We start from the raw sequence: 11,995 nt of genomic DNA, 5'->3' as shown, positions 1-11,995 counted from the left end.
ATGATGTTTTTGATCGAACTGGCAACACTTATCGCATTTTACGTTTTTACCTATGTTCTTTATGAAAAAATATATCCGTTAAAAAAGATCAATATTTTTTTCCGTATTCTTTTTATCATTGCAGCTGCATTGATAATGGCATACATTAAAACATTCAAGATAAATATATTGAATTTCTCATTCTCGTTCTTATCGGTGATACTGTTCAATGTAATATTCTTCAAGCCCACCAGTAAGAGCTTTCTTATTTACGATGCGATCATCTTCGTCATAATGCTGATCGTTGAAATGATAACAGCCTTTATCATTGCACTGATAATCAATGTTCCCGTTGAGAGAATAACGGATAAGCCCTATTCTTTTGCTGCCACCGCACTCATGAACTGGATAATCATGCTTGCGCTTGCAAAGGTCTTTGTAAATATCAATTCCGAAAAAGGCATGAATAATGTACGCACACAGGAAGTCATAATGTTCGTCGGTCTTATTATAGGCGAAATAATACTTTTTAATTTCCTGACGGATATTATTTCCGAATCAAAGAACAGATATGAGGTAGTAATAATACTGCTTATATTCCTGCTCTTGGATCTTTACCTTACTTATCTTATAAACCGTATGTCAAAGGCTTACAAGACCGAAAAGAAGCTGGAGCTCCTTACCCAGCAGTCCACCTTGCAGCTGAATGCATATAATAAGCTTAACGAAAAATACATAGCTTCAAGAAAGGTAATACACGACGTAAGAAAGCATCTCGCCTCACTTGAAGGTCTTATAACCGCAAACAAAGCAGACGAAGCAGGTAAATACAGAGATATGCTGAACTATGAGCTCAACAAGCTCATGCCACGCTTTGAGTGTGACAACTCTATTCTTACCGTTGTTATAAACAACAAGCTCGAGGCTGCGGACAATATGAAGGTGGATTTCAGGGTAAATGCTGAGTTTACCGAGATAAATTTCATATCCAACCTCGATATTACAGCTATTTTCTCAAATCTGCTGGACAATGCTTTTGAAGCCTGTGCCGAGCTTCCTGAAGAAAAACGTCATGTAACGCTCTCCATCGCAAGACGTAATTACTTCGTATTCATATATGTGGAAAATACTTTTGCAGAAGTTAATCAGGACGTTAAAAAAGTTTTCAGGAGCACCAAGAAAGGTCATCAGGGCATCGGTTTGTCAAATATCAAAAGTGCCTGCGAAAAATACAACGGCAACTTCAATGCACATACAGAAAACGATATGTTTATAACCGAAATTCTTATCCCTATCCCCGAAACTTCGGACAGTAAGGATATGTTACAAAAAGTGCACACAAACATATAATATTTTAATGATTTGATACTAAAAATGCAAATAAACGGCGTTTAGTGCAAAGCCCTTGACTTTTTCGAGGATATAAATATAATATACTTAAGGCGTCACCCCGAAGGTGTCCGCACAATCATTGAACAGGAGGTATTTCTGAAATGAAGTTTTCTTGTGACTCTGTCAAAGCAAAAATAATGAAAACTATCGTTACAAAATCTATCAAGGCTGCAGAACAAAATGTAAATTCAGCATGTATTTATTTATGTAATCAGCCTACTCCCCCAAAAGATCTCAAAAAGTTCAGAAAATTCTAACCGATAAAAAACACAAAACAGCTAATCGATTCTCTATTACATTATTCACTGCAATATCTACATACAATTACAGTATTTGAAGCGTATTTTTCATTATCTGATGCGCCGAGCAGCAATTGATTTACCACAACTATATTATAGTAACCAACACCAAATGTCCCAATAAAGGTTTTAACATCATTACCGCAACGATCTCAGAAAAATCAATCGACAGGGTCAGATGATCGTGCAGTCACTCTTCGGGAAGACGAACCTAAAAAATGGGCATTAAGTCATATTAATTTTTGTGGCTGCATCTTTTATGATGCCTGTACTATTGATCACGCCAACAGCTTTTATAATACATCATATCCCCTAACGGAATTGAGATCTGCCGAGCAATCGGCAGATACACTCTTCCGCCTAACACAAGGTTGATGATCATTCGTATGTCATCTCACTCGGAACAAACAGTGAACCCCCCATTACGCTTTCAGATCTCTCTAAAAAACCATCTCTATAAATAAAAAAACCGTTGAAAGTACAATAGCAAATCAGAATTTCCATTCATTTGCTTGTTTCGAAGTAAATCATACAGTGATTTTTCATACAGGAAGCTCCGCTTCAGCTTCCAGACAAAAGAGTCTGTTTCTGCTCTGAGGAACGGGCTCTTTTGTTATATAAAGAGCATCTCTAAATACAGTTTATACGATTTCGCAATCTTATCACTGTACTTTCACTATTCAAACACTTTTATATCTTGACTTTTTTATCAGTAAATGATAAAATTTTATCTGTTTAGTACTGCATTCAAGGCTATATCTAAACTGTATATGCCTTGACCGCAGTTTTTATTATATCACAAACCAAACAATTATTAGGGGAGGAAAAATGAAACATTATCTTGAATCCACTGACTCCGTACTCAAGGAAGTCGACAGCTCGGTATCAGGTCTTACAAAAGAAGAGGCAGCAAAGCGCCTTGAAACCAACGGAAAGAACAAACTCGATGAACCGCCTAAGCCGACTATGCTTGCTCGTTTTATCGAACAGTTCAAAAATCCGATGATAATCGTCCTTATCGCAGCTGCTGTTATATCTGCAATAACAGGCATCATATCAGAGGGCAAGCTTGACGCGGACGTATTTATAATACTCTTCGTTGTTATCGCAAATGCGGTGCTTGGAGTATATCAGGAAAATAAGGCAGAATCTGCCATCGAGGCATTACAGGCTATGAGTGCCGCACAGAGCAAGGTGTTCCGTTCGGGCGAGCTTGTAGTTATACCAAGCTCAGAGCTTGTACCCGGTGATGTCATCGCCCTCGAAGCAGGCGACAACGTACCTGCTGACTGCCGTATACTTGAAGCCGCTGCACTGAAGGCTGAGGAATCAGCCCTCACAGGTGAGAGCGTACCTTCAGATAAGGACAGCGAAGTCCTCACAGGCGAGGAAGTACCTCTCGGCGACAGAAAGAATATGCTCTACATGGGCAGCAGCATCGCTTATGGCCGTGCAGAAGCTGTTGTAGTAGCTACAGGCATGAAGACAGAAATGGGTAAGATAGCAGGTGCTATCGCTAATGCCGACGATGATGAGACTCCTCTCCAGAAGAGCCTCGATCAGCTCAGCAAGATACTCTCTATAGCTGTACTTGTTATATGCATTATTATCCTCGGACTCAATATAGTCCGTATGCTCATTGCAGATGGCTCTATCACACTTCCTAAGTTCCTTGAATCCTTTATGATCGCTGTCAGCCTTGCTGTTGCAGCTATCCCTGAGGGTCTTGCAGCCGTTGTTACTGTAGTACTCTCTATCGGCGTTACCAATATGTCAAAGCGCGGAGCTATCATACGCAGACTTACAGCCGTTGAAGCTCTCGGCTGCGCACAGGTAATATGCTCGGACAAGACAGGTACTCTTACACAGAATAAGATGACTGTAGTTCAGGAAAATACAGACGATAAGGAATTCCTCGCAAAGGCTATGGCTCTTTGCTGTGACGCTCAGCTCAACTCCGACGATACCGTAGCAGGTGAGCCTACAGAGGCTGCTCTCGTAGCTTACGCACACAGATGCGGGCTTAAAAAATACGAGCTTGAAGCTGCGACACCCCGTGTTGCGGAAGCTCCTTTCGATTCAATGAGAAAGATGATGTCCACAGTCCACAAGACTGACAAGGGCTATATCCAGTACACAAAGGGCGCACCAGATGAAGTGCTGAAAAACTGTACACATATGTTCAAGGAGGGCGGAGTCCGTATAATGACCGAGTCCGACAGACTTGAGATACTCCGCAGAAACAAGGAAATGGCAGACAATGCTCTCAGAGTACTGCTTGCTGCTTACCGCGAATACGATGAGCTCCCCGCTGATACAGCTCCCGAAGCTCTTGAGCACGACCTTATATACATAGGCATGACAGGTATGATAGATCCTGTTCGTCCCGAAGTCAAGGACGCTATCGGTCTCTGCCGCACAGCAGGCATACGTCCTGTTATGATAACAGGCGACCACAGAGATACTGCCGTTGCTATCGCTAAGGAGCTCGGTATCCTCGAAAAGGGTCAGCAGGCTCTCACAGGTGCAGAGCTTTCAAAGATACCCGATGAAGAATTCAACGAGCACGTTGGCGACTACAGCGTTTATGCACGTGTACAGCCCGAGCATAAGGTACGTATAGTAAATGCTTGGCGCAAAAAGGGCATGACCACTGCTATGACAGGTGACGGCGTTAACGACGCACCTTCTATCAAGAGCGCAGACATCGGCGTTGGTATGGGTATCACAGGTACAGACGTTACAAAGAACGTTGCTGATATGGTACTCACAGACGATAACTTCGCAACTATCGTAGGAGCTGTTGAAGAGGGCAGACGTATCTACGACAATATCCGCAAGGCTATACAGTTCCTGCTTTCAAGCAACCTCAGTGAGGTGCTCTGCATACTTATCGCTACAATAGGTCTCGGAAGCCTTACAGACGGTTCATTCGTACTCTTCAACCCTGTACACCTGCTCTGGATAAACCTTATATCCGACTGTTTCCCTGCTATTGCACTGGGCATGGAGCCTGCCGAAAACGGCATCATGTCACGTAAACCTCGAAGCAGCAATTCTCACATCTTCTCGGACGGTCTGGGTATAAATCTTCTCTGGCAGGGTACTGTTATCGCAATACTCACACTTATTTCCTACGTTATCGGCTTTAACAGCGAAGGTCACGAAGCAGGCATGACAATGGCATTCATCACTCTCTGCGTATGTGAGATGCTCCACGCATGGAATATGAGAAGCCTTAAAGACTCCATCTTCACCATGAAGAAGCACAATAAGGTCCTTATCGGAGCTATCGCACTTTCAGCTGTACTTACAATACCGATACTCTTTATACCTTCACTCAGAGATATGTTCTCACTTTCAGAGCTTTTTGCTGAAAACTACCTCTGCGCATTCATAATGGGTGCATTTATAGTACCTGTCGTGGAAGCAGTAAAGTATTTCCAGAGAAAAGCAGATAATAAGTAACTGTAGGGAACGCCGCCCTCGGCGTTCCGTGTATGGGCGCACATTGTGCGCCATCAGGAAAAAAATATCTAAAACGGGCTGCCAAAGGCAGCCCCTGCATTTTTATCAGCGAACACATATAATTCCTAATTCAGCATTCCGAATTCCTAATTAACATAGGGGTGTTACCATGAGACTGAGACCATACATACCAAGCCATGATTTTGACGCAATAAAGGACTGGATAACCGACGAACGCACTCACGCAATGTGGAGCGCGAAACATGCTCCCTATCCACTTGAAAAGAACGCCTTTGACCAGTTTCTTGCAGATATGTACACGAAGCACGGAGACTGCCCCTTTGTGGCAACTACAGATGACGGAAAAGTCGTGGGATTTCTATGCTGCGGCATAAACACCGAAAGCAATGAAGCTATGCTGGCTTTCGTTATCGTAGACCCTGCACAGCGCGGTAAGGGCTATGGCAGAGAAATGATACAGCTTGCCGCAAAATACTGCACAGAGATACTGAAAGCGGACGCTGTACAGCTAAACGTGTTTACTGTCAACGAAAAAGCGCGGAAGTGCTACGAAAGCGCAGGCTTTACCGAAAGGCACACAACTCCTGATGCGTTCGCCTACGGCGATGAAATGTGGGGCAGATGCAACATGGTGTTCAAGAAATAGAATAACAACAAAAAAGCCATAGTATACAGAAATACTATGGCTTATGTTTTTATGTTAAATACATAGGAATAGGGTTACATGGGCGCAGAGCCTGCGCCCCCTTGCTCGTCCGCATATCATCAAAAGAGGCGTTGCTTCTCGACACGGGAAGTATCATCGGGATTAACGGGCGCGCGGAACACGCCCCTACGCGCAGAGCCTGCGCACCCTTACTCGTCCGCATATCATCAAAAGGGCAGCTGCTTCTCGACACGGGGAGTTAGCATCGGGGTTACACGGGCGCGCGGAACTCGCCCCTACTAATCACTCATTTAGTTCCGTCAACGAGGTAGATGAACTTAACACTGCCGTCCATTTTATCGGATATGCCCGAGAAGCTGTTATATTCACGCGATGCATCTCTCAGAGCCTTGAAATTCTCGATGATATCAGGGAGATTTTCATTCACAGCACCTGTAAGCACTGATATGCCCTCATTGTTGAACTTTATCATGCCGTCGTTGAGCTCCTTAGCTCCGCTTTCAAGCTGACTTACTCCGTCTGAGAGAGTCTTGCTGCCGATCTTGAGCTTGTCCACGCCGCTGTAAAGCTCTCCCGAGCCGCTGCTGAGCTTAGCTGCGCCTGTGCTGAGAAGCTTTATTGAGTCGTAAAGAGTCTTTGCACCGCCGCTGAGCTGCTTGCTGCCGCCGAAAAGCTGTGCAAGTCCGTCATCAAGAGTTACCGCACCTGTGCTTAACTGACCAAAACCGCCGTTAAGTGTAAGTGTACCCTGTGAGAGCTGTGCAAGACCGCTGTCAAGAGCCGATGCACCGTCGGAAAGCTGACCGATACCGCCGCTGAGATCAACTGCGCCTGTACTGAGCTTGCCAAGTCCTGCATTAAGTGAAGCATTGCCGCTGCTGAGCTGACCGATACCGTCGATGAGCGAATCAAGTCCGCCGATAAGCTGACTGCTGCCGCCTGCAAGAGTACCTATACCGCTGTCAAGAGCTGCTGCACCTGTGCTCAGATCTGATGCGCCCTTTGAGAGCTGTGCTGTAGAGCCTGAAAGTGTAGAAGCTCCTGCTGCTAAAGCCTTGCCGCCATCATCCAGTGCTGCAAGACCGCCCTTTAATGTCTCAGAGCCGCTCTTTGCAGCTTCAAGACCTGTACTGAGCTGACCGATACCGCCGTTAAGCTGTGCTGCACCGTTCTTCACGGAAGCTGCACCTGCTCCGAGAGCACCGCTCTCAGCCATAGATGCTGATATCTGCTTCTGTCCTTCAATAGTCTGCTGAAGAGTTCCTATTGCCACAGCAAGCTCCTGTGAAGGAGACTGCTGATATAATGCCTGTAAAGCTGCAAGAGCCTGCTCGTTTGCAGCGATAGTGGTATCAAGTGATGAACCTGCTGCTGCGATGCCGTCGCTGAGCTTTGCTGCGCCCTCACTGAGAGCTGATGCGCCGCCCGAAAGCTGATCTGCACCTGTTTTCGCGCTTGCTATGCCCTCTGCAAGAGAATCTGCACCGCTTTTTGCGCTTGTGATGCCTGCTGACATCTGTCCTGCGGACTCGCTGAGCTTTGCAGCTCCGTCGTTGAGTGCAGATGCACCTGCTGCCAACTGTGCAGAACCGTCCTTTACCTGTGTGCTGCCGTCCTTTATAGCACCTACGCCGCTTGTAAGAGTGCCTGCTCCGTCCTTGAGAGCAGCTGCACCCTCGTTTACCTTTGTAAAGCCTGCTGTAAGAGCATCGGAGCCGTCCTTTGCGTCCTTGAGACCGCTGCTGAGAGCGTCTGCACCTGCGCTTACCTTGCCGAAGCCGTCGACCAGTGCCGCAGAGCCTGCCTTTGCACTGCCTGCGCCGTCACTGAGCTGTGATGCTCCGCCGCTAAGCTGTTCTATACCTGCCACCAGCTTTGAAGAGCCGTCCTTTGCACTTCCCAGACCTGCCTCAAATGTACCTGTAGAGTCTGAGAGAGTCTTTGCGCCGTCTGCTAACTTCTTAGCACCGCTGTCAAGCTCCGAAGCACCGTTTTTCAGCTCCAAAGAGCCGCTGAGAAGCTTATCTATGCCGCTTGACAGCTCTCCTGCACCGCCATTTAGCTTCTTTATACCGTCATAAAGTGCAGCCGTACCGTCTGTGAGCTTTTCTGCGCCGTCGCTGAGCTCCTTGAGCTTATCCTTCAAGTCGCCGAGATCGGCAGCATTATCTATATCAAGCTGTGAGAATATCTCATTTGAAACTACTGTAACAGAGGTATTCATCTCAAAATTGGTAACGTCAGCGGAAATCTCGAAGCTGTCGGGAATTTCTATGTTCATTCCCTCTATCTTACTGAGGTCGAGGCTTTCGCCAAGTCCCGGAAATGCCATACCCACAACGATAAGTCTGTCGCCGTCTGAGATGACCTTGCCGTTTTTGACCTCAACGTTAAGGTAATTGTCTGTGCTGAGCACAGCGGCACTTGCTGCCATGAAAGGCACATAAAGCTCCTTTGTCTTGCCGTTTACGGTCTTTGTGACCTTCTGATTGTTCTTGTATGTCCAGCGGATAACAAGGTGTCCGCTCTTGCCCTTGATGCTTTCGGGAGTTACCTTCTTGCCGTCGAGAGTATACTCAATATCCACATCAACGGGAAGGTCTTTATCTGTATTGCCCTTGTAGTAGATATCGCTGCCGTCAGCCTGCCAGCTGATATTCTCGCCGTTTAATGAGAACTCCTCATCGCCCTTGACATTGACGATATCGCTCAGCTCCGAGATATCGGAGATACTTCCCAGTGCGGGAGCATTTTTCAGCCAGTCGCTTACTACTACGTTCTTTATGCTTGAATCGCTGTTGCAGAGGACGTAAACCGTCTCGTCCTTGTATGCGTTTTCGCCGTTGTCTTTTCTTGAAGAGGCTTCCGCACTGTCTGTTTCCTTTGTCTTTTCAGCGGTCTCCTGTACCTTTCCGCTGCTCTTTGCGTATGCGATAGAGCCTGTTGCGCCTGCGGATACTGCGGTTGCAATCAGGGCTGCCATAACTTTACTTACCTTTTTCATATCTATCTCTCCTTTATATGAAACCTTCGGCTATTTTATGCGTTTTTGTATCTGTATTCAAACTTGTTTTTCTTTGGAAGTAATCCTGCACTGGTCTTGCATATTACCTTGTCAAAGACCATGAACATTGACGGGAGAACGGTAATTACTATTACCATTGAGATAAGCGCACCTCTTGCAAGGAGCATACACAGCTCTGAGATAAGACCGATATCGGAATAAAGTGCAACGCCTACTGTTGCGGAGAAAAATCCGAGAGCCGATGTAATGACAGATTTTATAGAAGTGCTGAGTGCAATGCCGATAGACTCCTTTTTGTCCTTGCCGCTGCTGCGCTCGGTGCGGTATCTTGTTGTCATGAGTATCGCGTAGTCAACAGTAGCACCGAGCTGGATAGTACCGATAACGATAGGAGCTATGAATGAGAGCTTTGAGCCTGTGTAGTAAGCTAAACCGAGGTTTATCATTATTGCAAGCTCTATTACCGAAACAAGTATCACAGGAAGTGATATTGAACGGAATGTAAATGCGATTATAAGGAAGATAGCAGCTATTGAAAGGAAGTTTACTATCTTGAAGTCTCTGTCGGTTATGGTTATAAGGTCCTTTGTTGCAGGTGCTTCGCCGATGAGCATTCCGTTGGGATCGTATTTCTGAACTATCTTGTTTATAGTTCCCACCTGCTCGTTTACATCGTCAGAAGCTACTTCGTATTCAGAACCTATGAGTATGAGCTGCCATTCATCGCTCTTGAGTACGCTTCTGAGCTCCTTCGGAACTGCTTCCTCGGGAATAGCCGAGCCAACAAGTGAATTGAAGCCCAGTGTGAACTGAACGCCGTCAACGCTTTCTATCTTGTTCATCATCTTGTTTGCGTCCTTAGCACTCATATCCGATCTTACCATGAGGATATGTGTGCTGTTCATGTTGTATTCCTCAGCAAGCTTTGTGTTTGCGATAACACTGTCAAGAGTCTTTGGAAGAGTGCTGTCAAGCTTATAGTAAACACCGTAGTTGCTGTTGCCGAATACGGCAGGTATCAGGAGAACTATCGCTCCTGTAAGGAATACCCATGAATGCTTTACGATAAATGAAGATGTACGCTTAAAGCCCGGTAAGAAGTCCTTATGTGAGGTCTTTGCAATAGCCTTGTCGAATATGAGTATCATTGACGGAAGGACAGTTACGCAGGCGATAACGCCGCATACAACGCCCTTTGCCATTACGATACCTAAATCAAGACCAAGTGTGAATGTCATGAAGCACATTGCAAGGAAGCCTGCAACTGTTGTGAAGGAGCTTCCTACAACTGAGGTTATAGTAGCTGAAATAGCGTGTGCCATTGCTTCCTGTCTGCTGTCGGGATAGAATTTCTGCTGTTCCTTGTAGCTGTGCCATAGGAAAATGGAGTAGTCCATTGTAACACCGAGCTGCAATACCATTGCAAGTGCCTGTGTGATGAATGATATCTCCCCGAGGAAGATATTGGAGCCTAAGTTCCAGACTACTGCAAATCCTATGCTCAGCATAAAGAATACAGGGATAAGGAAGGAATCCATTGTTATCATAAGTACGATACTTGTGAGGATAACTGCGATGAGCGCATATATAAGCGTCTCATTCTGGGTGATATTCTTCATATCAAGAGTCATTGCTGACATACCGCTGATGAAGCACTGCTTTGAAGTTATGCTCCTCATTGTCTCTACAGCATTGAGAGTAGCGTCTGCGGAGGTCGTATCATCAAAGAATACAGCCATCATCGTAGTGTCGCCCTTGTTGAAGAAGTCGTATATATCCGCAGGAAGTATCTCCTTCGGGATAGTACAGCCTGTCATGGACTGATAGCATACTACATTTGAAACATGATCGACAGCCGCTATCTTGTCGGCAGTCGCCGCCACGTCTTTATCGCTCATGCCCTCCACCATTACAAGGGAGAAGCCGCCTTGTCCGAACTGCTCCTTCAGGATATCCTGTCCTACCATTGTATTTATATTCTTCGGCAGATAAGAGAGTATGTCGTAGTTTACACGTGTCTTGACATATCCTATTGCCGCAGGGATAAGCATTACCACCGAGACCACAAGTATGAGTGCTCTGTGTTTTGCTATCCATTCACCGAGTTTTAGCATCTTATCATATCCTTTCTGTTATATTCAGGCGCATATTGAACGTCCGTGAGTATATACCCTTAGGAGAAAAGCTTTAATATGGGAAATTGTAAAAGCTGAACCGACCTCACGGACATTCAGTGTGCGCCTGTGCCTTTGTTATTTCATAGTATATTACAAAAATGACCGTTAGTCAACCATTTCAGAATAAAAAATGACCCTCGGTCATTAATTTTGTATGGGTGCACAATTTTACTCCTCATATAAGCTGACTGTTGGTCAATTTTATACCCTTGACAGGGTCTGTTTTTAGGGATATAATAATTATGACAACAGATAATAGTGAGGACAGTATTTAATACAAAGGATAAAATGAAAGGAGAGGTCATAATGGGTAAGGTAGATGCGAATAAAAAACTGAAAGAAAACTCGCTGCTGAAAACCGCCTTTGAATTTTTCACCACAAAGGGCTTCAGCAAGACCTCTATAACTGATATCGTAAGCAAGGCAGGTGTGGCAAAGGGTACTTTTTACCTGTATTTCAAGGATAAGTATGATATCAGGAACAAGCTTGTATCTCACAAGTCAAGTCAGCTGTTCCTGACCGCTCTGGACGAGCTTGGTGACGAGCTGAACGATCTTCCTTTCGAGGACAAGCTCATAAGAGTCATTGACAATATCATCAATCAGCTCAATAACGACCAGTCACTTCTCACATTCATATCAAAAAATCTCAGCTGGGGCATATTCAAAAGTGCAATTACTTCTCCTGCATCGGATAAAGATGTAGACTTTTCAACAGTGTATTACACTATGTTGAACGAAGCTCCCTATGATTTCCGAGATCCCGAGATAATGCTCTTTATGATAATCGAGCTTGTAAGCTCTACCTGCTATTCGGCTATACTCTACAAAGAGCCATGTACAATTGTCGAATTAAAGCCTTATCTTTATAATTCCATAAAACTTATAATCTCTCAGCACGAAATAAGATCATAAAAATGATCCCCCTTACTGAATAATTCAGCAAGGGGGATTTTTAATACTATAG

The 11,995-nt window shown here is 45.0% G+C and carries 7 protein-coding genes; 5 read left to right on the top strand and 2 right to left on the bottom strand.

Annotated features, from left to right (window positions below; all coding sequences use genetic code 11):
* From L870_RS0107600 to L870_RS0107585, 4 genes are all read left to right on the top strand, one after another.
* On the top strand, nucleotides 1-1,329 hold the full coding sequence (locus tag L870_RS0107600; protein ID WP_028517640.1) for a sensor histidine kinase: 1,329 nt from the start codon (nucleotides 1-3) through the stop codon (nucleotides 1,327-1,329).
* A gap of 143 nt (nucleotides 1,330-1,472) precedes the next feature.
* Nucleotides 1,473-1,628 (top strand): cyclic lactone autoinducer peptide, encoded by a 156-nt coding sequence (locus tag L870_RS20140; protein WP_080676383.1) that lies wholly within the window; start codon nucleotides 1,473-1,475, stop codon nucleotides 1,626-1,628.
* 870 nt (nucleotides 1,629-2,498) lie between these two features.
* A complete protein-coding gene (locus tag L870_RS0107590; protein WP_028517639.1) occupies nucleotides 2,499-5,138 on the top strand; it encodes a cation-translocating P-type ATPase in 2,640 nt (879 codons plus the stop codon).
* A 169-nt stretch (nucleotides 5,139-5,307) separates the two neighbouring features.
* Nucleotides 5,308-5,805, top strand: coding sequence for a GNAT family N-acetyltransferase (locus L870_RS0107585; protein ID WP_028517638.1), 498 nt, complete (start codon nucleotides 5,308-5,310; stop codon nucleotides 5,803-5,805).
* 307 nt (nucleotides 5,806-6,112) lie between these two features.
* On the opposite strand, the gene L870_RS0107580 is transcribed toward L870_RS0107585, so the two are convergent.
* A complete protein-coding gene (locus tag L870_RS0107580; protein WP_028517637.1) occupies nucleotides 6,113-8,830 on the bottom strand; it encodes a YhgE/Pip domain-containing protein in 2,718 nt (905 codons plus the stop codon).
* Between the two features lie 35 nt (nucleotides 8,831-8,865).
* Nucleotides 8,866-10,965, bottom strand: a complete 2,100-nt coding sequence (locus tag L870_RS0107575) for an efflux RND transporter permease subunit (RefSeq protein WP_028517636.1) — start codon at nucleotides 10,963-10,965, stop codon at nucleotides 8,866-8,868.
* A 369-nt stretch (nucleotides 10,966-11,334) separates the two neighbouring features.
* Here L870_RS0107575 and L870_RS0107570 point away from each other — a divergent pair, with 369 nt between their 5' ends.
* The gene (locus L870_RS0107570) at nucleotides 11,335-11,943 is read left to right on the top strand and encodes a TetR/AcrR family transcriptional regulator (protein WP_028517635.1); all 609 of its coding nucleotides are present in this window, start codon (nucleotides 11,335-11,337) and stop codon (nucleotides 11,941-11,943) included.
* The last annotated feature ends 52 nt before the right edge of the window (nucleotides 11,944-11,995 follow it).

The sequence above is a fragment of the Ruminococcus flavefaciens ATCC 19208 genome (assembly GCF_000518765.1).
In the GTDB taxonomy this organism is placed as follows: Bacteria; Bacillota; Clostridia; order Oscillospirales; family Ruminococcaceae; genus Ruminococcus; species Ruminococcus flavefaciens.
Note: the sequence above shows the minus strand (reverse complement) of the source record. Positions and strands in the feature narration are given on the sequence as shown.

Coding starts and splice junctions, on each gene's coding strand:
- L870_RS0107600 (WP_028517640.1), top strand. CDS start 1: ATGATGTTTTTGATCGAACTGGCAACACTTATCGCATTTTACGTTTTT.
- L870_RS20140 (WP_080676383.1), top strand. CDS start 1,473: ATGAAGTTTTCTTGTGACTCTGTCAAAGCAAAAATAATGAAAACTATC.
- L870_RS0107590 (WP_028517639.1), top strand. CDS start 2,499: ATGAAACATTATCTTGAATCCACTGACTCCGTACTCAAGGAAGTCGAC.
- L870_RS0107585 (WP_028517638.1), top strand. CDS start 5,308: ATGAGACTGAGACCATACATACCAAGCCATGATTTTGACGCAATAAAG.
- L870_RS0107580 (WP_028517637.1), bottom strand. CDS start 8,830: ATGAAAAAGGTAAGTAAAGTTATGGCAGCCCTGATTGCAACCGCAGTA.
- L870_RS0107575 (WP_028517636.1), bottom strand. CDS start 10,965: ATGCTAAAACTCGGTGAATGGATAGCAAAACACAGAGCACTCATACTT.
- L870_RS0107570 (WP_028517635.1), top strand. CDS start 11,335: ATGGGTAAGGTAGATGCGAATAAAAAACTGAAAGAAAACTCGCTGCTG.